Here is a 23,429-nt window from a genome sequence, read left to right as displayed (position 1 = left end):
TTTTTTCAATATTTAATTATTAATTTTATCTAAATCGAACTCTTTATGTATAACATTTAAAGCTTTAACAGCATAATCCTTATTTATCAAACAAGAAACTTTTATCTCAGAAGTAGTTATCATTTCAATATTTATATTGTTATTCCCCAAAGCTGTAAACATTCTAGCAGCAATACCAGGAGTTGCAATCATTCCTGCACCTACTATTGAAATTTTTGCTACATGTTGATCAACATTATAAGTTTTAAAATTAAGTTTAGCTTTCAATTTTTCTAAAACAGAAATTGCTAATTTTTCTTGTTCATAATTAATAGTAAAAGTTATATCATTTAAGCCATTATGCTGTAGATTTTGAATAATCATATCTACATTAACTCCAGCAGTTGCTAAAGGAGTAAATAACTTGCCTGCAATACCAGGCTCATCAGGTATTTTTTCTACTGTAATTTTTATTTCTCCTACATCACTTGCAGCTCCAATTACATCCTTTTTTGTTTCCATTTGTGCATCTCCTCTAACAATGGTACCTTTTAACTGATTAAAGCTTGAAGCAATATATAAACTCAATTTATATTTATTAGCTAATTCTACTGCTCTAGGATGTAGGACATTTGCTCCTAAATTAGCTAATTCTAACATTTCTTCATATGAAATATAGTCTAGTTTGCTAGCACTTTTTACAAGCTGTGGATCAGCTGTATAAACACCTGCTACATCTGAATAAATTTCACAACGATCTGCATTAACAGCAGCTGCTACTGCTACTGCTGTAGTATCAGATCCACCTCTACCTAAAGTTGTAAAATCATTGTTATCATTTACACCTTGAAAACCAGCTACAATAACAATTTTGTTTTCAGCTAATTCTTTTTTTAAACGAGTAGTATCTACATCTTTAATTACAGCCTGATTATACTGCTCATTAGTTTTTATTTTTAATTGACTCCCGGTTAAAGAAATAGCAGGATAACCATCAGCCTGAATTGCCATTGTTAAAAGAGCAATTGAAACTTGCTCTCCTGTTGTTAAGAGCATATCTACTTCTCTTGGATCTGGATTATCAGTAATATTACCCATCAAATCTATTAAATGATCAGTTGTATTTCCCATAGCAGAAACTACAACAATCATTTGATTGCCTTGCTTATAGCTCTCAACTATTCTTTTAGCAACATTTTTGATTAAATCAGGATTAGCTACTGAGCTTCCTCCATATTTTTGTACAATTAGTGACACCTATTTCACCTTCCTATTGTAAATTATCTTATTATTGTTTTACCTGGATTGGAATAATATTATTAACTGTTAAAACACCTTCTAATTTCTCTACTTCTTCTAAAATTTTCTTCAATTTCTTTTCTTGGATGTTTTTGGTTATAATAACTACAGGCATTAATGGAGTTTCAGTTAAATTATCATGCAAAATAAGTTCTGCTAAATTTTTTTCGGAAAAAATATCTTTTATTTGCTTAATTATATCTTTATTTTTTTCCAGCTGCAATCTAAGATAAAATTTATTTGCTTGATAATCATAAAAATCATAATGATCAGCAACTTGAATTTGATTAGTTAAATTTAATTCATTTTTTTGTTTAGAATTTTTAGCAGCATTAATAATATCTAAAAATAACAAATCATAAAAATCATTACTATTTTTTTCAGCTTCAAAAACCACTCTATTATCTGGTTGAAAAACAAATTCAAATAGGCTATTTGTCTTATTATTAGTAGCAAATAAACTATTTTTTGCTACTAAATGAGGCCTAATACTTAAATATAAATTTTTATTTTTTCTTTTAATCATTGAAATTAATTTTATTTTATAACCTAATTCATCTGCATAAATCAAATCATAACTTGTAATACCTTTAATTCCATTTAACTTAAATTCTTTAGGACTTAAACTAATTCCATAAATTAAATTCGCCAATAATATAGTTTTATAAAAACTATTAGCACCTTCTAAATCTAATTCTTGATTTTCGCTAATTTTTTCTGTTTTTTTAAAATCTGCTACCGTTTCTTTCATACTCACAGTATTTTCACCCATTTTGGCTAAAATATAATTAGTATTTGGATTTATAATAGCAGTTAATTGTTTTAACTTAGCTAAAGGATAACAATAATTAATTAAATTAGCTATAGGTAAAGGTGAAAATAAAGCAGAAAAATAGACTTGACCTTGATTTTCTTTTTCTATTTTTTTAATTACAGAATAATTATTAGCTAAAACTTCTGCATTTGTACTAATAAAATCCTTTTTATTTTTTAAAGCCTCTTTTATAAAAAATAATGATTTTTCACTTTTATTCAGCTCTAAAATCAGATCAATTTTCTGGTCTAATAAAATTTGTTTGTAGTTTTTAGTTATTTGAATTGATTTATCTTTGATTAAACTATTATTGAATAAATTTTCATTTTCAGAATAAATATAATCTATCTTTACTTTTTGCTTAATTAAACTTCTGATTTCATCTTTTTTAGTTTCAAAAAAGCTATAAAATGAATTTAAAGATTTTTGCTTAACTATTAAAGCTAAATTTAGCATTTTAAATATCTCCTCATTTAAACTCTTAAACTATTTTAATTGAAGTCTAAGCAACTATTGAAAAAATCTTCTTCAACATCTATTTTATAATAATTATAGTTGTTATTGCAATAAAAATTTTATGATTTAAATTAATAATATAAGCTAAAACCTTTTTATTTTTCTTTACTATGTTTAACTCCAGTATGACCAAATCCACCTTCACCACGCTGGCTTTCAGTAAGATTTTCTACTTCTTCCCATTCAATGATATTTACTTTTTGAATTATTAATTGGGCTATCCGGTCATTAACGTTAATTTCAAAATTATTTTCTCCATGATTAATTAAAATTACACCTACTTCTCCACGATAACCAGAATCTATAACTCCATCAGCATTTAAAACAGTAACTCCTTTTTTTAAAGCCAAACCACTGCGTGGATAAACAAAAGCTGCATATCCTTGTGGTACAGCAATTTTCAAACCTGTTTTAATCAATTTATATTCTCCACTTTTAATTGTTAGTTCTTCAGCCGAATGAAGATCAAGTCCTGCATCTTCACCATAATGTTGATATTGAGGCAGTTCTATTTTTTTATTAACTCTTTCAACTTTAATTTTCATTTAAATCATCCTTTATTTGATATAATATTTAATAATTTTTATTTCCAGTAATTAAAAAATAAACCAGCTTAAAAAAGCTGGATTTTATCATAACTATAAAAAAACATTTTATTCTACAAAAAGATGGTTTCCTATTTTTGTAATAACTCTTCTGCCTCGAAAAAAACTAACTCTAGTAGCTGTCTTAGGGTTATAGAAATATAAAGCTCCATTTGTAGGATCATTACCATTTAAAGCTTCTCTAGCAGCTCGATAAGCAGTTTGATTTGGTCTTAAATTAATTTGACCATCTCCCACCGCTGAAAATTGCCCTCTTTGATATATCACCTGAGCAAAAGTGTTTGGAAATTGATAACTTAAAACTCTATTGATAATTACTGCAGCTACAGCCACCTGCCCTAAATAAGGTTCTCCCCTTGCTTCACCATGAATAGCTCTGGCTAGTAGGTTTAATTCTTGTTTACTAACTCTTTTATTTAAAATTTGATGATCAGTTAAATTATGAACTGGTAGTTTTAAACGTTCACCTTGACGAATAAAATTATTTTCTTTATTATTTAAAGCCAGAATTATACCAATTGAAGTGCTAAAATCTCTAGCTAGATCATAAAGAGTATCTCCAGGCCCAACATAATAATTAATAATTTTGTTTTGGGGAATATTTTTAATATCTGGAATTTCTTGACCAGGATTTATTCTAGCTGCATAATGAGTATTGATAGTAAGAGAAAGTTCTTCTTTTTTATTTGTATATTGACTAAATAATTTATCAGAACTATTCAATTTATTTGTCTGCTCATTAGTGAGGGGTATGATCAGCTCATCACCCATTTTTATATTTGCTATATTTGAAATATTATTTGCTTTTTTTAGTTTATCCAGATTAATATTATATTCTTCTATAATTTCAGAAAGAGTGTCTCCTTGCTGAATTACATAAATCAAACTTAAATTAGGAGCAGCATAGATTGTTGTTGTTCCTAAAATAATTAAAAAACCTATAAAAAAACATACCATAATTTTAATTCTAGTCATTTTTAAACTCCATTTTCTTGTATTTTAGCAATTATAGTTTTAGAATCAATTTCTAAAACTGGACATTCTTTAGGTAAAGATTGTAAAAATTTAGAACCATATGATCTAGATTTAACTCTTCTGTCAAATAGAATGATTAAACCTGAGTCTTTTTTAGATCTAATTAGACGCCCAAACCCCTGCCTGAATTTAATAACTGCCTGTGGTAAAGCTAAATTATAAAAGGGATTTAAACCTTCGGCTTTTAACAAATCTTCTTTAGCCTTATATAATGGCTCACCTGGAACTGGAAAAGGAAGCTTAACTACAATTAAATATTTAAGTAAATCACCTGGTAAATCTACCCCTTCCCAAAAACTTGAAGTTCCAAAAATAATTGTTTTTGTTTCAACCTTAAATTCTTGCATTATAAAATTTCGAGATAATTTTGATTGTGATAAAATTCTAATCCCTTGCTTTTCTAATTCATCTTTTAGATTATTATAACAATAACTTAACATTTTATAAGAAGTGAATAAAACCATTGTTGAACCTTTTGTTTTAATAATTATTTTTTTTAGGTTAATAACTAACTCTTTTAAAAAGTTATTATTAGCTGGGTCAGGAAAATCTAAAGGGATCAAAAGTTCAGCTTGTTTAGAATAATCAAAAGGAGAATCTACTTTTAATTCTTCAGCTTTTTTAATCCCAGTTTCTCGATAAAAATAATCAAAAGAATTATCAGCAGTAATTGTCGCTGAAGTAAAAATCAAATTACTTAATTTAGACCAGAGCAAATCTGGCAAAAATTTACCTGCATCAATTGGAGCTGACTTTTGTACAACTTGTTCAGAACCACGATAATAGCTAGATTCTAACCAAAAAACATAGTCAGTATCTGCTGCCTTTAAATTAAATTCTACTCTTTTTATTAGATCTTGACAGCGGTTTAAACTAGATTTTATTTTCATTTCACTTTCATCAGTTTCAAGTTCTAAGCCCAAATATAGATTCTCATAAATGATTTGCAAAAACGAAAAATTATTTTTTAAATAAGCAGCTAAATTTTCTGCTGTCTCCTTAAATTCTTGCCATTTAGGACTATTTTTTAACTGCTCATCTACAGTTATTTTCTTTTTCTTATAATCTGAGATTAAAGTTTTTAATTCATTAAAATATTGAGGTATTAAATCTCTAATTTTTTGGGTTATCGGAATTACTTTTTTATCCAGAATTTCTCTTAAACGTTTTTGGTCAGAATCAAGTGCAAAAGCTATATCCCCTCTTATTTCTGCTAAAAGAGAATTTTTTTCTCCACTCAAACCTTTTAACCAATTATCTAAAAGTGGCTGATAAAGAGGATGCCCAAGGTGATTTGTTGCTATCTCACCAATATTATGTGCTTCATCTATAATTAAATGATTAAAATTTGGTAAAATACCTTTATCAACTGAACCAGTATCAGATTTAACTCTAGCATCAGATAATAATAAATGGTGATTAACTATTAAAATATCAGCTTTATAAATTTTCTTCCTAGCCTGCATAAAATGACATTTAAGATAAAAGGGACAAGAAGTTTTTAAACAAAGATCACTTTCAGCAGCAATTTGATTCCAAACTTTATTTTTTAACTGAAAATTTATTTCTGTTTTTTCACCATTATCAGTATTTTTTTTCCAATTTTTTAATTCTTTAAAAATAGACTCTTTAATTTCTAATTCTTGATTTTCAAAGTTTTTTTCAAAGTTTTTAAACTTTCTTAAACAAAGATAATTATTTCTCCCTTTGACTAATACAGCATTAAAATCAAAATCTAAAACTCGTTTTAAAGTTAATAAATCTTTATTGATTAATTGTTCCTGTAAATTAATTGTATTAGTAGAAATAACTATTCTACTTTGATTTAAATTATTATAAAAAAGAGCAGGTATTAAATAAGCAAAAGATTTACCAGTTCCTGTTCCTGCTTCAATAAAATTAAATTGACTTTTATTAAACGATTCAATAATAGCTTGAGCAGTAACCAGCTGTTCTTTTCTTTCTGAGAAATTATTTAATTTATTTGCTAATTTTCCCTCTTTTTTAAAATAATTTAAAATTTCTATTTGATCTAATTTTTTAGTTTCTTTCGTTTTACCAGCCTCAACCACTACATATATTTGATCAGCTGCATTATTTATAATAGCAAAACCAACTTCTCTAGCTGCCATTTTAGCTGCTAAACTAATGTCTGCTGCTGAAGGAGTTAAATCTCCAGACGGATGGTTATGAATAATCATTTCTCCTGCCATTAAATCATTAAGTACAGCTGGAGCTGAATAACTATTTCCTCTTGCTAAAACTTCGATTTCTTTAATAATTTTTTTATTATTTAATTTTGCTCTAACAAATATTTCATTCCCGGAAGCTTTTTCTATTTCTTTTTTTAAATTTTCTCCAACTTCTAATAAGATTTCAGCACTAGCAGACAACTTTAGTCCTCCCTTAATTGCTTTAATAAAATAATATCATCATCTTCTTTTTGCTTTTCAAACTGTGGTGTTTCTAAAATAAAAGTTTTAGCTTTTAATTGAGCATGATTAATTAGGTTTTGAAAAGCATCTACTCCTATTTTACCTTGACCAAGATGGGCATGTTGATCTTTATTTGTACAACATTCAAAATGAGAATCATTAAGATGAATAACTTTTAACTTATCAAGTCCTATTAGCTTATCAAAATCACTAATCAAATTTTCCAAACCTTGTTTTTTGCTTAAATTATAGCAGGCTGCAAAGGCATGGCAGGTATCAATACAAACTCCTAATCTTGCTGATTGGTCAACTTGCTCTATAATTTCTTGTAAAACAGAAAATTTTTGACCAATACTTGTTCCAGCCCCAGCTGTATTTTCTAAAAGAATCATAGTTTCATTTTCTACTTCAGCTAAAACTATATTTAAGGCCTGAACAATTCTTTTAATACCATTTTTTAAACCAGAACCAGTATGACTACCTGGATGAAAAATCAGGTATTCAGCTCCGAGCCTGTCACAACGTTTATATTCAGACTTAAGAGCTGAAATTGATTTTTCCCACAATTCATCTTTTGGAGAAGCTAAATTAATTAAATAAGCAGCATGAACTATCACTGGTTTTAATTTATACTTTTTTCTAGCTCTCTTAAATCTTGCTATTTCTGTATTATCAACTACACGCATTTTCCAGCCGCGTGGATTTTTAACAAAAATTTGCATTGAATTACAGCCAATATCAGCTGCTCTTTTAAATGCTTTTTCAAGACCTCCAGCTATAGAAACATGTTTACCTAAAATCATTTAAAGCCCCTCTCAAAATTTTACTATTACTTTAAATTAATTAAAGCTAGTTATTTTTATATCTTTCAATTCTCTTATTCTTTAGCTTCTAATTCTTTTTTAGCATCTTTTAGAGATAAATTAATTCGATCCTGATTATCTATTTCAATAACTTTTACAGGAATCTCGTCTCCTACGGAAACAATATCTCCAACTTCTTTTACATGACGATCAGCTAACTTAGAAATATGAACAAGACCTTCTTTATTTGGCAGAATTTCTACAAAAGCACCGAAATTCATAATTCTTTTTACTTTACCTTGATATATTTTACCAACTTCTACTTCTTCAGTTAAGCGAGCAATCATTTCTTGTGCCTGCTGGCCACCTTCTTGATCATCTGTCATGATTTTAACTAAGCCATCATCTTCAATATCAATACTAGCTCCAGTTTCATCGATAATCTTATTGATCATTTTTCCACCAGGACCAATAACAAATCTAATTTTTTCTGGATCAATATTCATAGTTATAATAGCAGGTGCATTTTCCGATAGCTCTGGGCGAGCTTCTGGAATAACATCTAACATTTTGCCCATAATATGCATTCTACCTTTTTTAGCTTTTTCTAATGCTTCTTCTAAGATATCATATGATAATCCTTTTAATTTAATATCCATCTGTAAAGCGGTAATCCCTGCTTCAGTACCAGCAACTTTAAAGTCCATATCTCCATTAAAATCTTCAAAGCCCTGAATATCAGATAAAATTACAACATCATCATCTTTTTTCATTAAACCCATAGCTATTCCAGCAACAGGTGCCTTAATTGGTACTCCAGCAGCCATTAAAGCTAAAGAACTACCACAAATACTTGCCTGTGAGGAAGAACCATTAGATTCTAATACTTCAGATACAATTCTGATTGTATAAGGAAATTCCTCTTCACTTGGAATAACAGGTAACAATGCTTTTTCTCCTAAAGTACCATGACCAATTTCTCTTCTACCTGGTGAACGCATTGGAGATGTTTCACCAACACAAAAGGATGGGAAATTATAATGGTGCATATAACGCTTAGTTTCATTTTCTCCCAAGCCAAATAAAGTTTGTTCATCTCTAGCAGAACCAAGAGTTAAAACACTTAAAGCTTGTGTTTCACCACGGGTAAAGACTCCTGAACCATGAGCTCTAGGAACAAAATCAACTTCTGCCCAAATAGGTCTAATTTCATCATAATCTCTACCATCAGGACGAATACCATCTTCAACTACTAAACTTTTAACAGATTTCTTTAGCATCTTTTCAAAAGCCATTCCGATTTGAGAATCAAGTTCTGATTCCTCATCTGGATTAATAGTTGCTTTAAGTTCAGCTTTTAGCTCATCTATTTTATCACTTCTAGCTTGTTTTTCCTGAATTTGAATAGCTTCTTTTAATTTATTACCAAGAATTTCATCTACTTTACTTTGAATTTCTGAGTCAACTGTTGGTGATTCAAAGTGGAATTTATCTTCTCCAGCTTCTTGACGCATTTCTTCTTGTAAAGAAATAATCTTTTTGATTTCTGCATGGGCAACTTTCATTGCTTCTAATACAGTTGCTTCACTGACTTCATTAGCACTTGCTTCTACCATCATAATTGCATCTTTACTTCCAGCAACTACTAAATCTAAATCACTATTTTCTCTTTCTTCTTCATTTGGATTAATAATAATCTGCTCATCAACTAAAGCAACTTTTACTCCTCCAATTGGTCCAGCAAAAGGAATATCAGATAAAGTTAAGGCTGCTGAAGCACCATTTAAAGCTAATACTTCAGGATCATGATCATCATCAACTGATAAAATTGTAGCCACAATCTGAACATCATGTCTAAACCCTTCTGGAAATAAAGGTCTAATTGATCTATCTATAACTCTAGCAGCTAGAGTTGCTTCATCTCTAGGTCTTCCTTCTCTTCTCATTACACTACCTGGAATTTGTCCAATAGCATAAACTCTTTCTTCATAATTAACCATTAAGGGAAAATAATTCATCCCTGGTCTTGGTTCATCCATTACTGCTGTTACTAAAACCTGAGAATCACCACAGCGGACTACTACAGAACCATTTGCTTGTTTGGCCAATTTACCAGTTTGAAAATTAAATTGGTCACCAGCATAATCGATTGTCCATTCTTTCATATTTTTTTCCTCCTTATTCAAATAAAGAGCGGGGATTGCCCCGCTCTTTTAGTATGCATTATTAACCGCGAATTTTTAATTTTGAAATTAGTTCACGATAACGCAGAACATCATTATTTTTTAAGTATCTAAGCAACTTTCTTCTCTGTCCAACCATTTTTAATAATCCTCTTCTTGAATGATGATCATTTTTATGGTCTTTTAAATGTTCAGTTAAATCAGCAATTCTTGCTGTTAAGAGAGCAACCTGTACTTCAGAAGAACCTGTATCTCCTTCTTCTAATTGGTATTCCTCAATAATTTCTTGCTTTTTTTCTTTACTTAACATTGATAACTCACCTCCTGTAAAATTAATTCGCCACAAGCCAAGATAACGTTGGAGACTCGCAATCCTAGCAAATGGTAATTTAAAACTTTCTTTATAATTTTAACATAAAAGTTGACGCGTGTAAAGAATATCTTGCTGCATCTGCTCAATTAATTCTTCTTTACTTTTAAATTGTCTTTCTCCCCGAATAAATTCTATCAAATCAACACAAAGTCTTTTTCCATAAATATCTTTTTTGAAATCTAAAAGATAAACTTCAAAAGAAATTTCTTGATTATTAAAAGTAGGATTATAGCCTAAATTAGCTGCTCCTATATATTCTTGCTGATCAATATTAACTTTTACAGCATATACACCTTCAGGAGGTAGGGCATAATTTGTTTCTAATTTCAAATTTGCAGTTGGAAATCCCATTTTCCTACCTCTTTTTTTACCATGAATAACTTCTCCACAAATCTGATATGGTCTTCCCAAAAGTTTTTTAGCCTGCTTAAGCTCTCCTGCTTTTAATAAGTTACGAATCCTTGTGCTAGAAATCCTATCATCACTGGCATGTAGTTGAGAAATTATTTCAGCTTTAAAATTATGGATTTTTCCCATTTCTCTTAAAATGTCAACATTACCCTCATTTTTATAAGCAAAACGAAAATCATCTCCAACTACTATTGTATTAACTTTTATTTTATCAATTAAAATATTATTTATAAAATCTTCCGCTCGCAAATGAGCAAATTCTTGATTAAATTCTTGCTCAAAATAATAGTCAACTCCCATTTCTTCTAAAAGAGAAATTTTTTGGTGACGGGAAACTACTGCTGGAGGAGGATTTTTACCAGCTATGATTTTTAATGGATGGGGATGGAAAGATAAAACTGCAGCAGGATAATTATTTTTTCTTGCAATTTTAATAGCTCTTTTAATAATTAATTGATGACCTTTATGCAGACCATCAAAAGCTCCAATTGCAAGACATGTATTATCACTTTTAAAGCTATTATAATCTTTACTAGTTATAACCTGCATATAAATTTCCTCCATCATTAAATGAACACTTTAAGTGGTTGATAAATAGGATAATCATCTACTAATTGGTATTGGCTAATAGCCATAAAATCTCCTGCTTCTGAAAAAACAAGAAATTTATCACCAATATTCAAATTTATTTCAGTTTCTACCATGTTTTCTTTAATTAAATAATTACCATTTTTAGCACGCTCATATTCTTGATCTTTTATTGTATAAGCTGGTAATTTTAGTGGTTCATAAGTTTTTAATAAAATCTGACTACCTTGAGCTGCAATATCTTCATAACTCACCGAATCTGCTAGTCTAAAAGGACCTGATTTAGTCCTTAAAAGAAAAGTCATTACTGAATTTGTAGCTAGTTTGTCTCCAATATCGCGAACTAAAGAACGAATATAAGTTCCTCTTGTTACTTCAACTCTAAATCTGACTAAAGGTAGTTTAATTTCTATAATTTCTAAATCTAAAATTTCAATTTCTCTACTTTCACGTTCAACTTTAATCCCTTGCCGAGCAAGTTGATAAAGTCTTCGCCCTTCATGGTGTAAAGCAGAATACATTGGAGGTATTTGTTCTTGTTTTCCCTTAAAATTTAAAATAGCAGCTTCCACTTTCTTTTTTGTTAATTTTTCCCAATTTGAATCTTGAGCTATAATTTCACCTTCTAAATCAAGGGTATCAGTTCTTAGACCAAGCTTCAACTCACAAATATATTCTTTCTGCTTATCATCTAAAAAGGGAATAGTTTTGGTAGCTTTACCAAAACATACTCCCAAAACTCCAGCTGCAGCTGGATCCAATGTTCCTGTATGACCAACTTTTTTTTCATCTAAAAGATGACGCAATTTTTTAATTAAGGCAAAAGAAGAAATACCTGGTGGTTTTAAAATATTAGCTGTACCATTAAACATATTCTTTAGCAGCCTCTACTACCAAATCAATAGTTTGCTTTAAAGTTTTATTTACTGTAGCTCCAGCTGCTCTAGGGTGGCCACCACCATTAAAATCAGCAGCTAATTGATTTACTTTAGCATAAAAATTAGATCTTAAACTAACTTTAATTTCTTTTTTTTCTTCTTCAGTGAACAAAATACCTATTTCTACTCCTTCAATATCCCGAGCAAGGTTTACTAAACCTTCTGTATAGTCAGTCTGTGCTTCATGCATCATTTCTCGACTAACATATATCCAAGCTATTTTACCGTCTTCACTTCTAGATAAAGTAGCAAGAGCCATTCCTTTTAAAATTAAGGATTTATAACTTAAACTTCCAAATACCTTTTTATTGATTTTATAAATATTAACTCCAGCTTCCATTAATTCAGCCAAAATTCTCAAGACTCTAGAAGTTGTATTTTCATATCTTAAAGCTCCTGTATCAGTTATAATTCCAGTAGCTAAAGGATTAGCAATTTTTAATGGAATTTTTTCTTTAAGCATCTGACTAGCAAAATCATAAATAATTTCACCAACTGCTGCTCTATCAGATTGAACCAAATTTATTTGCCCAAAATGAGTATTATCTTCATGGTGATCGATATTAATGATTAGTTGAGCTGAATCAATTATTTCTGGGCTTAAATCAACTCTTTCTAAACTACCAGAATCAAGAGTTATTAGAATATATTCTTCATTACTTAGCTCTTTTTTTAATTGACCTAAGTCTGTATAAAACATATCTGCTTGAACTTCTAAAAAAGAAAAGGGAGCCAGAGTATCACGATTAAGATAAGCTCTGACTTTTTTTCCTTTCAAATCTAATAAGCGAGTTAAAGCAGTTACTGAACCAATACTATCTCCATCTGCACCAACATGGCCAACAACTACAAAGTTCTGCTTTTGATTTATAAGCTCTATAATTTCTTTAATGTTTTTCTGCATCAGAGTCAGACTCCTTTATCTCTCCTGATTGCTTAAGATCTTTAATGATATTTGAAATATGAACACCATTTTCTATAGAATCATCATAACGGAAAATAATCTCTGGTGTATGGTGAATTTTAACTCTTTCTCCTACCAATTTACGTACAAAACCCTGAGCCTGTTGTAAACCTGCTAAAGTTTCTTCTTTTTCTTTTTCAGTACCATAAACACTAATAAATACTTTAGCATGTCTTAAATCACCACTGACTTCAACATCAGTTATTGAAACAAAACCGATTCTTGGATCTTTCATTTCTCTTAATACAATCTGACTTATTTCTTCTTTTAATAATTCTCCAACTCGTACTGCACGTTTATTTGACATTTTTTCTCACCTCTATCTATAAGGACCTTTTGATTTCCCTATAAGTATAGAATTCAATAATATCTCCAACTTTGAGATCATTATAATTCTCGATTCCAATTCCACATTCATAACCAGATTTTACTTCTCTAACATCATTTTCAAATCTTTTAAGTGAAGAAATAGTTCCTTCATGGATAACTACTCCGTCTCTAATTAAACGAGCATCATAGTTACGATTTACATGGCCATCAGTAATATAGGCACCTGCTATAATTCCAACATCAGGAACTTTAAAGGTATCTCTAACTTCTGCTCTACCAGTAACTTCTTCTTTAAGTTCTGGATCAAGCAAACCAGCCATTGCATTTTTAATATCTTCTATAGCTTTATAAATTACTCTATAAGTTCTAATATCAACTTTTTCTTTTTCAGCTGCTTTAATAGTCTTATTATCAGGTCGAACATTAAAACCAATAATTATAGCATTAGAAGCACTTGCTAAGTTAACATCAGTTTCATTTACTCCTCCAACACCAGTATGAATAACATTAACCGTTACCTCATCTGTACCTAATCTCAGCAGTGAAGCTTTTAAAGCTTCGATTGAACCTTGAACATCAGCTTTAATAATAATATTTAATTCTTTAACTTCACCTTCCTGAATCTGCTTATAAAGATCATCTAAAGAAACTTTAGCATCAGATTTTAATTCAGATTGTCTTTTTTCATCTTGCCTATCAGAAGCTACATCTCTAGCCTGTCTTTCATCTTCTAAGACCTGAACAAAGTCACCTGCTGCAGGAACTTCATTAAAACCAAGTACCTCTACTGCAGCTGATGGTCCAGCTTCAGCTAAAGACTCACCAAATTCATTAAACATAGCTCTAACTCGACCAGATGTTAAACCAGCTAAAATTGGATCTCCTACTTTTAAAGTACCATTTTTAACTAATAGAGTAGCAACTGGACCTCTACCTTTATCTAATTCAGCTTCAATAACTACTCCCTCAGCTAAACGATTAGGATTAGCTTTTAGTTCTTCCATTTCTGAAACTAAAATAATCATCTCTAAAAGTTCATCAATATTTTGCTGCTGTAGTGCAGAAACATTAACACAAATTGTGTTTCCACCCCAGTCTTCAGGCACTAAACCATATTCAGTTAATTCCTGTTTAACTCTATCTGGTTGAGCATTTGCTTTGTCAATTTTATTAACTGCCACAATAATTGGAATTCCTGCTGCTTTAGCATGGTTAATTGCCTCTTCAGTTTGGGGCATAATTCCATCATCAGCAGCTACAACTAAAATTGCAATATCAGTTAGTTGAGCTCCACGAGCTCTCATAGCTGTAAAAGCTTCATGACCTGGTGTATCAATAAAAGTAATTTTTTTATTATCAACTTCAGCCTGATAAGCACCAATATGCTGAGTAATTCCTCCAGCTTCGCTACCAGCTACCCTACTTTCTCTAATTGAATCAAGCAAGGTTGTTTTACCATGATCAACATGACCCATAACTGTTACAATTGGTGGACGAAATTCTAGATCCTCTTCTTTATCTTCAATTTCAGGACCTACTCTTAAAGAAGCTTGCTCTTTAGCTTCAGATTTAAATTCAATATTTACTCCCAATTCTTCAGCTAACAATTCCAAAGTGTCTTCATCTAGACTTTGGTTAACATTAGCCATAACTCCCATATTCATTAACTCTACAATTAAATTATTAGGAGCCTCATCAATCTTTTCTGCAAATTCTTTGACTGTGATTGGTGTTTCAATCTCTAAAGCATTTGTTTTAGCTTCTGTTTCTGTTAAATTTTGTTCTACTTCTAATTCTTCTGTAGCTGTATCAGTTTTAGCTTCCGCTTTCTGATTTTCAGCATAGATTCCTTTTACAAGTTCTGCTGTTTCGTCTGTTATTGTACTCATATGACTTGATACCTCGATATCAAGATCATTTAATATTTCAATTACCTCTTTACTATCCATATCTAGCTCATGTGCTAGATTATATACTCTAATTTTTGCCATACTTGCACCTCCAAAATATTCTACTGTTAGTTAACCATGTTTAATCTCCTCCGAAATTTTAGTATAAATTTCATCGGAAATCTCTTTTCTAAGTGCTTTTTTAAGTGCACCTTTTTCTATTGCTTGATCTAAACAATCAAGATTTGGACAGAGATAAGCACCTCTACCAGGAGTTCTTCCTCCTGGATCAACTAAAATATCTCCTTTGTTATTTACCACTCTTAAAAGTTCAATCTTGTCTCTTCTGGCACCACAACCTACACATTTACGAATAGGACTTCTGCTCTGCAATCTCAATCCTCCTTAAGATTTTAATTAATAGTTAGTATTATTAATCAAGATTTTCAAGATCTTCTGTCTGTTCATCTAAATCATTTTCCATCTTGTCAATTAAATTTTCATTTACTTTTTCAGCTGCTTCTAAATTATCTGTTTCCATTTCTGCTTCAATGTTTTCTTCAAACTTATCTAAACTTTTAGCAAGCTCAGAAGCATTTTTTTCAATTTTCTTTTTTTCGATCTCTGCTTCAATTTCAGATTCTTTTTTTATATCAACTTTCCAGCCTGTTAATTTAGCAGCAAGACGTGCATTCTGTCCTTCTTTACCAATAGCAAGCGAAAGTTGGAAATCTGGAACAACTACTCTAGCAATTTTTTCTGATTTGTTAATATCAACACTAATTACTTCAGCGGGATTTAAAGCATTAGCAACAAATACTTCTGGATCTTCATCCCATTTAACAATATCAATTTTTTCATTATTTAATTGATCTACAACTGCCTGAACTCTCATTCCTTTTGGTCCAACACAGGAACCAACAGGATCAACCTGCTTTTCTGTACTACTAACAGCCATTTTAGATCTTTGGCCAGCTTCTCTAGCTACTTCTTTTATTTCTACAAGTCCTTGGAAAATTTCTGGAACTTCAATTTCAAAAAGTCTTTTTAATAATCCAGGATGAGTTCTAGAGACTAAAATACGAGGTCCCTTATTAGTTGTACTTACTTCAACTACATAAAGTTTAATTCTTTCTCCAATTTCATATCTTTCACCAGCAATTTGTTCAGAAGGTGGTAATAAAGCTTCTGTCTTACCCATATCAATTAAGATATTATCATTATGAAAACGCTGGATGGTACCTGTTATTAGTTCATCTTCTTTTTCTTTATATTGATCAAAAATAACATCTCTTTCAGCCTCTCTGATTCGCTGCATAACTACTTGTTTAGCAGTTTGAGCTGCAATCCGGCCAAAATTAGCTGGAGTAACCTCAATCTCTACAATGTCTCCAATAGTATATTTACTATCAATATTTTCAGCTTCAATTAAAGATATTTCGCTATTTTTATTTTCTACTTCTTCTACAACTTCTTTACGGGAAAAGACTTTTACTTCTCCTGCTTCTGCAGAAATTTCTATTCTAACATTATCTTTAGAACCAAAATCTTTTTTATAAGCAGAAACTAAAGCTGTTTCTATAGCATCTAATAATACTTCTTTAGAAATACCTTTATCTTTTTCTATATCATCCAGGGCCTGAATGAATTCTATATTCATGTTATTCCCCCCTTAATTTTAAATTTCAAAAGTCAAATTAGCTCTTGCAACTAAGCTATAATCAATTTCTAATTTATTATTATCAATTTCTAAAGTTATTTTATCAACATTAAAATCTTTTAAGATTCCTACAAATTCTTTTTGTCCTTCAATTTTTTTAAAAGTTTTAACTGCTATTAGTTCTCCCTTAAAACGTTCAAAATCCTCTTCAGTTTTAAGGGGTCTTTCTAAACCTGGTGAAGAAACTTCTAAAATATAACTTTTATCAATTGGATCTTCTTCATCTAAAATCATACTTAAAGATCTACTTACTTTTTCACATTCTTCTATTGTTAATTCACCATTTTTATTTTCTAAAAAAATTCGCAGTATCCAATCACTACCTTCTTTTAAAAATTCAACATCAATCAAATTAAGATTTTCACTCTGGGCAATTGGAAGCACAAAATCTGTTACTGTTTCAGCAACTTTTCCCAAATAAAACACCCCACTTTCTCAAATATTTAATTTTTAATTTACTTAAACTATAATAAAAGAGTGGGAAGACATCCCCACTCCTAAAATCAACAATAGTATTTATCAGAACTCTTTCCTTTATAATTCTATCATAGCTTTTTTAGAGTTGCAAGTTTTAAAATAAAGAGAGTTGATTTCGTTCTGGCATTCCAGCTAGAGATCCATGTTCTCTCAAGATTTCAATTACAGTTGAAGTCAGTGAAGTTCGATTTGATAGCTCTTCTATTGAAGTGAAGTCTGACTTTTGTCTCTCAACGACTACACTTTCAGCTGCACTGCCACCAAGCCCCTGTAAACTAATTAAAGGGGCTAAAAGTTTATTTTCTTCTTTTTTAATAAAATGATTTGCTGCTGACTCATAAATGTCAACTGGCATAAACTCTATACCACGCATCATAGCTTCCAGTACAATTCTTAAAACAGTAAGAGTTCCACTTTCTTTAGCAGTCATATCATTTCCTAAAGCCTCCAGCTCTTCAATTTTATCAATAACAACCTGGCGGCCATTACAAGCTAGCTGAGCATCAAAATCTCCTGCTTTAATAGAAAAATAAGCAGTATAAAAAGCAGCTGGATAATGAACTTTAAAATATGCAATCCGATAAGCCATTGTTACATAAGCTGCAGCATGTGCCTTTGGAAACATATATTTAATCTTTTTACAAGAATCAATATACCAATTTGGCACCTGGTTTTCCCTCATCGCCTCTTCTTCTTCAGCTGTTAGACCTTTACCTTTACGCACATGTTCCATAATCCAGAAAGCTTGAGATGGTTCTACACCTTTTTGTAAAAGGTAATTCATAATATCATCTCTTACAGAAATAACTTCTGCTAATTCAGCTTTGCCATTTCTAATTAAACTTTGAGCATTATTAATCCAGACATCAGTCCCATGAGAAAGACCACTAATTCGGACTAATTCAGCAAAAGTTGTTGGCCTAGTATCTCTAAGCATTTGCTGAACAAAAGAAGTTCCAAATTCTGGGATACCTAAAGTACCTATATCAGTACCTAATAAATCAGCCTCAACTTCCAATATATCTGTACTTGAAAAAATACTCATTGTATCTGGGTCATCAAGCGGAATATCCTTTGGTTCTATTCCTGTCATATCCTGCAAAAGCCTTAAAGAAGTTGGATCATCATGCCCCAGTAAATCTAATTTTAAAATACGACCACTAATGGAATGATAATCAAAATGAGTTGTTCTAATATCTGTATCTTGATCATTGGCAGGATGCTGAATTGGACTAAAATCAAAAATACTATTTGATTTAGGAACAATCATTAAACCACCTGGATGCTGACCAGTAGTCCGACGAACTCCAGTACAACCAGCAACTAAACGATCAATTTCTGCTCTTTTAACATCCATTCCTTTTTCATCAAGGTAATTTTTAACAAAGCCAAAAGCTGTTCGATCAGCAATGGTCGAAATAGTACCTGCTTTATAAACATAGTCTCTACCAAAAAATTCTTCTGTATATTTGTGAATTTTGCCTTGGTATTCACCAGAAAAGTTTAAATCAATATCCGGAACTTTATCTCCCTTAAACCCCATAAAAACTTCAAAAGGTATATCAAAACCGTCTTTAATATATTCAGTTCCACAATCAGGACATTTCTTATCTGGTAAATCCACCCCAGTTCCAATTGAGCCATCCGTAATAAACTCATGCTTAGAACACTTAGGGCAACGATAATGTGGAGGTAGTGGATTAACCTCAGTTATTTCGGTCATTGTTGCTACAAACGAAGATCCAACTGATCCTCGTGAACCTACTAAATAGCCATCTTCTAATGATTTTTTAACTAGTTTATGGGCAATTAAATAAATAACTGCAAAACCATTTTCAATAATTGAAGAAAGTTCTTTCTCCAAACGATCAATAACCAGTTGGGGCAATTTTTCTCCATAAAATTTATGGGCTCGATTATATGACATCTCTCTAATTTCTGCTTCAGCACCTTCAATTTCAGGAGTAAAAAGTCCATCTGGAATCGGTTTTATTTTTTCAATTCGATCTGCAATTTGGTTTGGGTTATCAATTACAATTTCTTTTGCTATTTTTTTACCAAAATATGCAAATTCAGATAACATTTCATTTGTAGTTCTATAATAAATTGGTGGTTGTTGATCAGCATCATTAAAGCCCTGACCAGTCTGTAAAATTTCTCGAAAAATACTGTCTTTAGGATCCAAAAAATGAGCATCTGTAGTTGCAACTACAGGTTTATCAAGTTCTTGTCCTAATTTATATATTTTTTTATTTATCTCTTTTAAATCATCTTTAGAGTTCACCTTGGCTGGAATTAAAAATTGATTATTACCTAAAGGCTGTAATTCTAAATAATCATATAGTTTAGCAATCTTTTTAATTTCACTTCGTGGTTTATTATTAACAAAAGCTTTATAAATTTGTCCTGCTTCACAAGCAGAGCCAATGATTAATCCTTCTCTATGCTGGAGCAGAACACTTTTTAAAATCCTTGGTTTTTTATAAAAATTATTTAAATGAGAAATAGAAATTAGTTGATAAAGATTTTTTAACCCTTTTTTGTTCTCAGCTAAAATTACAGCATGAAAAGGTCTTAAGTCTTTCCAATCTATTTTAGAAATATAATCATTAATTTTATTTAGATTATGACATCCGTCATCTTTTATTAATTCTAAAAGCTTAGCTAAAACTTCTGCTGTAGCATTAGCATCATCTAAAGCACGATGATGATTTTCTAAATCAACACCAAAATATTTGGCCAAAGTATTTAATTTATGATTTTTACTATCTTTAACAACTGCTCTTGAAAGTCCTAAGGTGTCAAGGACAGTATAATCGTCTTTTTCAATTTCTAATTTTTCAAGTGCTGTTCTAATAAAACCATAATCAAAATCAGCATTATGAGCTACTAAAACTCCAGTTCCTGCAAATTCAATAAAATCATTAATTACTTTTTCTAAACCTGGAGCATTTTTAACCATCCGATCATTAATTCCTGTAATTTCAGTGATTTTAGCTGGGATTCGCACTCCAGGATTAATAAATGATTCAAATTCAGCTATTTTTTTACCACCTTGATATTTAACAGCTCCAATCTCTATTATCTCATGCTGAGAGGGATTTAAACCTGTGGTTTCTAGATCAAAAACAATAAATTCAGTTTCTGCTAAAGAAGCTGAATATGGATTATGGATTATTGGTTCTCCGTCATCAACCAAATAAGCTTCTACTCCATAAATTATTTTGACTCCATGTTTTTCACCAGCTGCATAAGCATCTGGAAAAGCCTGAACTACTCCGTGATCAGTAATAGCAAGTGCTTTATGTCCCCAATCTCCAGCTCTTTTAACCACATCTTTTACATTAAGCACAGAGTCCATAGCACTCATTTGAGTGTGCAAATGTAGTTCTACCCTCTTTTTTTCTGCTTCATCTTTTCTTTTTTCCTGCTTAAGAGGATTTAAATCATTAAACATAATTCCCCATTCTTTACTATAAGGATCAAAAGTTACTTTACCTCTTATTTTAAGATATTGACCTTTATTTAAACTATCTAAAAAATCATCCTTTTCATCAGAAAAACATTTAGCAGAAATTGAGCTATCATAATCAGTAATTTTCAAAATATAAAGATAACTACCTTTACGAGTTTGGCGAACATCAATATCAAATAATTCTGCTTCAACTATAACAGAGGGTATTTCGGTATTTAAATCAACTAAAGCATGAGTTTTCTGACCTCTGATTACTCTACCATAACGATCTTTATTTTTTTTACGCTTCCGCTTAGACGAACGAGTTCCTCCATTTGAATAATTATTATTAGAAGGAGGAGCTGTTCTTTCAGATCTCTGCTTAAATTTGCTGGGATCAGTTTTGCTTTTTATTTCTGGTAAAAAATCACCGTTATGAACACTTACTTTTTTTATTTCTTTTAAATATTTAGCTATATTATTTTCTAAAAAATTAATTACTTTTGGTTGAGCTAATTTTTTTTGTGCCATTTTTGTTTCAACTTTAATCTTCAGTTCCTGATTTTCTAAAAATAATTGGGCTCTTTTTAACCAATTATTAGTAAAAGAAAAATATCTTTCAAAATCATTAATTAATTGGGGCCAAATTAAAAATAATTCTTCTTTTAAATTTAAGTCAGAAATAATTTCTATTTGAAAATTATTTTCTATAAGAGAAAGTTTATTCCTTATTTCATTTTTTATATCTTCACTATTACTTTTATTTGTAATACAATAAATAATATTTTCTTTTTGATCACAAATTAAATATTTATATAAAGCATTGTTTTCTCTTATAGTAATTGCTTTTGTCATTAAATACTCCTTCCAAATGAAAAACTAAAGCTTAAGCAATTCCAGCAAATAAAGCTTCTATTTTAGTTTCTAACTGTTCTAATTCAATTTCTGTTTTCATATTATTTTCTCTAGTCATAGCTTCTACAACACCATTTTTTAGAGAACGAGAACCGATTGTTAGACGCAGAGGAATTCCGATTAATTCCGAGTCATTAAACTTAACTCCAGCTCTTTCTTTTCGATCATCAATTAAAACTTCCCACCCTTTAGCTTTTAAGTCTTGATATATCGCTTCAGATTTAGTCTGTACCTCATCATCATTACCTAAAGGAAGAATAATAATTTGATAAGGAGCAATAGCTTTAGGCCATTTAATTCCATATTGGTCATTATTTTGTTCAATAGCTGCTGCAACTAGACGAGTAATTCCAATCCCATAACTTCCCATTACAATTGGCTGAGCTTTTCCATTTTCATCAAGATAATTAGCATCCATATTTTCACTATATTTAGTTCCTAATTTAAAAATATGTCCGACTTCAATTCCAGCTTTAATATCCAATTTACCTTTTTCACATTTAGGACAGCGCTCTCCACTCTTAACTGAACGTAAATCAGCAAATGCTTCTACTTCAAAATCTCTTTTTACTTTAACATTTTTAAAATGATAGTCTTCTTCATTAGCACCAACAATAGCTCCTGACATATTTTTTAGTCTTTGGTCAGCGATAATTCTAACTTCAGTTAAATTTATCGGTCCAATAAAGCCTGGAACACTATTAAATAATTCTTCAAATTCTTCTGCTTCAGCAGCTCTTAATTCATTTGCTTGTAGATAGTTAGTTAATTTAATTTCATTTAATTCATCTTCACCAGAAACTAAAGCTAAAACAGCTTCACCATCTGCAACCATAGCAACTGCTTTAATCATTTTAGCTGCTGGCACTTCTAAATAGTCTTCTAATTCACTAATTGTTTTGATTTGAGGTGTCTGTATTTTTTCAAAATCAGATTCTATCTCAAAATCAATACCAACTTTTTGAGAAGTAGCTCTTTCTACATTTGCTGCATAATTACAATCATTACAGAAAGCAATTTCATCTTCACCAGAGTCAGCTAAAACCATAAATTCGTGTGAGTCTTTACCTCCCATGGCTCCAGTATCTGCCTCAACTGAAACAGCTTCTAATCCACATTCAGCAAATATTTTTTCATAGGCATCATACATTGCCTGATAACTTTTATCTAAGCCAGCAGAATCAATATCTAAACTATAAGCATCTTTCATAATAAATTCTCGCCCTCTCATTACACCAAAACGAGGTCTAATTTCATCTCTAACTTTAGTTTGGATTTGATATAAATTTAAAGGTAAATCTTTATAAGAACGAACCTCATCTCTTACAAGATCAGTTACAACTTCTTCGTGAGTTGGTCCTAAACAAAATTCTCTATTTTTACGATCATTAAATTTAATCATTAAAGGACCAAATTTATCCCAACGCTTAGAATCTTTCCAGATCTGAGAATCCTGCATAATTGGCAATAATACTTCTTGGGCTTCACTATTATCCATATGTTTTCTAGCTATTTTTTCTATTTTTTTAATCACTTTATAGCCCAGTGGTAAATATGAATAAATACCAGAAGCATGTTTTCTCATCATCCCAGCTCTTAACATTAGCTGATGACTAATAACATCGGCTTCAGCTGGATCTTCTTTTAAAGTAGGTAAATATAATTTTGACATTCTCATTTAAATCACTCCTATTACTAATC

The 23,429-nt window shown here is 30.6% G+C and carries 18 protein-coding genes; all 18 read right to left on the bottom strand.

Features of this window, described 5'->3' with window-relative positions; translation table 11 throughout:
* Positions 1 to 12 precede the first annotated feature (12 nt).
* The 18 genes from HPRAE_RS05005 to HPRAE_RS04920 all read right to left on the bottom strand — a co-directional run bounded on the left by HPRAE_RS05005 (position 13) and on the right by HPRAE_RS04920 (position 23,406).
* Positions 13 to 1,236, bottom strand: a complete 1,224-nt coding sequence (locus HPRAE_RS05005; RefSeq protein WP_014553157.1) for an aspartate kinase — start codon at positions 1,234 to 1,236, stop codon at positions 13 to 15.
* 31 nt (positions 1,237 to 1,267) lie between these two features.
* Positions 1,268 to 2,548, bottom strand: coding sequence for a hypothetical protein (locus tag HPRAE_RS05000; RefSeq protein ID WP_014553156.1), 1,281 nt, complete (start codon positions 2,546 to 2,548; stop codon positions 1,268 to 1,270).
* A gap of 155 nt (positions 2,549 to 2,703) precedes the next feature.
* Positions 2,704 to 3,153, bottom strand: coding sequence for a dUTP diphosphatase (gene dut, locus HPRAE_RS04995; RefSeq protein ID WP_014553155.1), 450 nt, complete (start codon positions 3,151 to 3,153; stop codon positions 2,704 to 2,706).
* A 108-nt stretch (positions 3,154 to 3,261) separates the two neighbouring features.
* On the bottom strand, positions 3,262 to 4,188 hold the full coding sequence (locus HPRAE_RS04990; protein WP_014553154.1) for a cell wall hydrolase: 927 nt from the start codon (positions 4,186 to 4,188) through the stop codon (positions 3,262 to 3,264).
* A 2-nt stretch (positions 4,189 to 4,190) separates the two neighbouring features.
* Positions 4,191 to 6,641 carry a helicase C-terminal domain-containing protein gene (locus tag HPRAE_RS04985; RefSeq protein ID WP_014553153.1) on the bottom strand — a complete coding sequence of 817 codons (2,451 nt, stop codon included), beginning with the start codon at positions 6,639 to 6,641 and terminating at the stop codon, positions 4,191 to 4,193.
* 2 nt (positions 6,642 to 6,643) lie between these two features.
* Entirely contained in the window at positions 6,644 to 7,486 is an 843-nt protein-coding gene (locus HPRAE_RS04980; RefSeq protein WP_014553152.1) for a deoxyribonuclease IV, read from the bottom strand.
* 74 nt (positions 7,487 to 7,560) lie between these two features.
* Positions 7,561 to 9,651: a polyribonucleotide nucleotidyltransferase gene (locus HPRAE_RS04975; protein ID WP_014553151.1), complete on the bottom strand. Its 2,091-nt coding sequence runs from the start codon at positions 9,649 to 9,651 to the stop codon at positions 7,561 to 7,563.
* 61 nt (positions 9,652 to 9,712) lie between these two features.
* Entirely contained in the window at positions 9,713 to 9,979 is a 267-nt protein-coding gene (gene rpsO, locus HPRAE_RS04970; protein WP_014553150.1) for a 30S ribosomal protein S15, read from the bottom strand.
* 99 nt (positions 9,980 to 10,078) lie between these two features.
* Positions 10,079 to 11,002, bottom strand: a complete 924-nt coding sequence (locus tag HPRAE_RS04965; protein WP_014553149.1) for a bifunctional riboflavin kinase/FAD synthetase — start codon at positions 11,000 to 11,002, stop codon at positions 10,079 to 10,081.
* A 17-nt stretch (positions 11,003 to 11,019) separates the two neighbouring features.
* Positions 11,020 to 11,913 (bottom strand): tRNA pseudouridine(55) synthase TruB, encoded by an 894-nt coding sequence (gene truB, locus HPRAE_RS04960; RefSeq protein ID WP_014553148.1) that lies wholly within the window; start codon positions 11,911 to 11,913, stop codon positions 11,020 to 11,022.
* Entirely contained in the window at positions 11,906 to 12,883 is a 978-nt protein-coding gene (locus HPRAE_RS04955; RefSeq protein WP_014553147.1) for a DHH family phosphoesterase, read from the bottom strand. The genes truB and HPRAE_RS04955 overlap by 8 nt, the downstream gene beginning before the upstream one ends.
* A complete protein-coding gene (rbfA, locus tag HPRAE_RS04950; protein WP_014553146.1) occupies positions 12,867 to 13,250 on the bottom strand; it encodes a 30S ribosome-binding factor RbfA in 384 nt (127 codons plus the stop codon). The genes HPRAE_RS04955 and rbfA overlap by 17 nt, the downstream gene beginning before the upstream one ends.
* A 16-nt stretch (positions 13,251 to 13,266) precedes the next feature.
* On the bottom strand, positions 13,267 to 15,264 hold the full coding sequence (infB, locus tag HPRAE_RS04945; protein ID WP_014553145.1) for a translation initiation factor IF-2: 1,998 nt from the start codon (positions 15,262 to 15,264) through the stop codon (positions 13,267 to 13,269).
* A 30-nt stretch (positions 15,265 to 15,294) separates the two neighbouring features.
* Positions 15,295 to 15,555: an RNase P modulator RnpM gene (gene rnpM / locus HPRAE_RS04940; RefSeq protein ID WP_014553144.1), complete on the bottom strand. Its 261-nt coding sequence runs from the start codon at positions 15,553 to 15,555 to the stop codon at positions 15,295 to 15,297.
* Between the two features lie 40 nt (positions 15,556 to 15,595).
* Positions 15,596 to 16,822 (bottom strand): transcription termination factor NusA, encoded by a 1,227-nt coding sequence (nusA, locus tag HPRAE_RS04935; protein ID WP_014553143.1) that lies wholly within the window; start codon positions 16,820 to 16,822, stop codon positions 15,596 to 15,598.
* Positions 16,823 to 16,840: 18 nt separating this feature from the next.
* Positions 16,841 to 17,308, bottom strand: coding sequence for a ribosome maturation factor RimP (locus HPRAE_RS04930; protein ID WP_014553142.1), 468 nt, complete (start codon positions 17,306 to 17,308; stop codon positions 16,841 to 16,843).
* 145 nt (positions 17,309 to 17,453) lie between these two features.
* Positions 17,454 to 21,668 carry a PolC-type DNA polymerase III gene (locus HPRAE_RS04925; RefSeq protein ID WP_014553141.1) on the bottom strand — a complete coding sequence of 1,405 codons (4,215 nt, stop codon included), beginning with the start codon at positions 21,666 to 21,668 and terminating at the stop codon, positions 17,454 to 17,456.
* A 31-nt stretch (positions 21,669 to 21,699) separates the two neighbouring features.
* Entirely contained in the window at positions 21,700 to 23,406 is a 1,707-nt protein-coding gene (locus HPRAE_RS04920; RefSeq protein ID WP_014553140.1) for a proline--tRNA ligase, read from the bottom strand.
* Positions 23,407 to 23,429 lie beyond the last annotated feature (23 nt).

Origin of the sequence: Halanaerobium praevalens DSM 2228 (assembly GCF_000165465.1) — a bacterium.
Taxonomy (GTDB): domain Bacteria; phylum Bacillota; class Halanaerobiia; order Halanaerobiales; family Halanaerobiaceae; genus Halanaerobium; species Halanaerobium praevalens.
This window is presented reverse-complemented; position numbering and strand designations above follow the sequence as displayed.

Coding starts and splice junctions, on each gene's coding strand:
- HPRAE_RS05000 (WP_014553156.1), bottom strand. CDS start 2,548: ATGCTAAATTTAGCTTTAATAGTTAAGCAAAAATCTTTAAATTCATTT.
- dut (WP_014553155.1), bottom strand. CDS start 3,153: ATGAAAATTAAAGTTGAAAGAGTTAATAAAAAAATAGAACTGCCTCAA.
- HPRAE_RS04990 (WP_014553154.1), bottom strand. CDS start 4,188: ATGACTAGAATTAAAATTATGGTATGTTTTTTTATAGGTTTTTTAATT.
- HPRAE_RS04980 (WP_014553152.1), bottom strand. CDS start 7,486: ATGATTTTAGGTAAACATGTTTCTATAGCTGGAGGTCTTGAAAAAGCA.
- HPRAE_RS04975 (WP_014553151.1), bottom strand. CDS start 9,651: ATGAAAGAATGGACAATCGATTATGCTGGTGACCAATTTAATTTTCAA.
- rpsO (WP_014553150.1), bottom strand. CDS start 9,979: ATGTTAAGTAAAGAAAAAAAGCAAGAAATTATTGAGGAATACCAATTA.
- HPRAE_RS04965 (WP_014553149.1), bottom strand. CDS start 11,002: ATGCAGGTTATAACTAGTAAAGATTATAATAGCTTTAAAAGTGATAAT.
- truB (WP_014553148.1), bottom strand. CDS start 11,913: ATGTTTAATGGTACAGCTAATATTTTAAAACCACCAGGTATTTCTTCT.
- HPRAE_RS04955 (WP_014553147.1), bottom strand. CDS start 12,883: ATGCAGAAAAACATTAAAGAAATTATAGAGCTTATAAATCAAAAGCAG.
- rbfA (WP_014553146.1), bottom strand. CDS start 13,250: ATGTCAAATAAACGTGCAGTACGAGTTGGAGAATTATTAAAAGAAGAA.
- infB (WP_014553145.1), bottom strand. CDS start 15,264: ATGGCAAAAATTAGAGTATATAATCTAGCACATGAGCTAGATATGGAT.
- nusA (WP_014553143.1), bottom strand. CDS start 16,822: ATGAATATAGAATTCATTCAGGCCCTGGATGATATAGAAAAAGATAAA.
- HPRAE_RS04925 (WP_014553141.1), bottom strand. CDS start 21,668: ATGACAAAAGCAATTACTATAAGAGAAAACAATGCTTTATATAAATAT.
- HPRAE_RS04920 (WP_014553140.1), bottom strand. CDS start 23,406: ATGAGAATGTCAAAATTATATTTACCTACTTTAAAAGAAGATCCAGCT.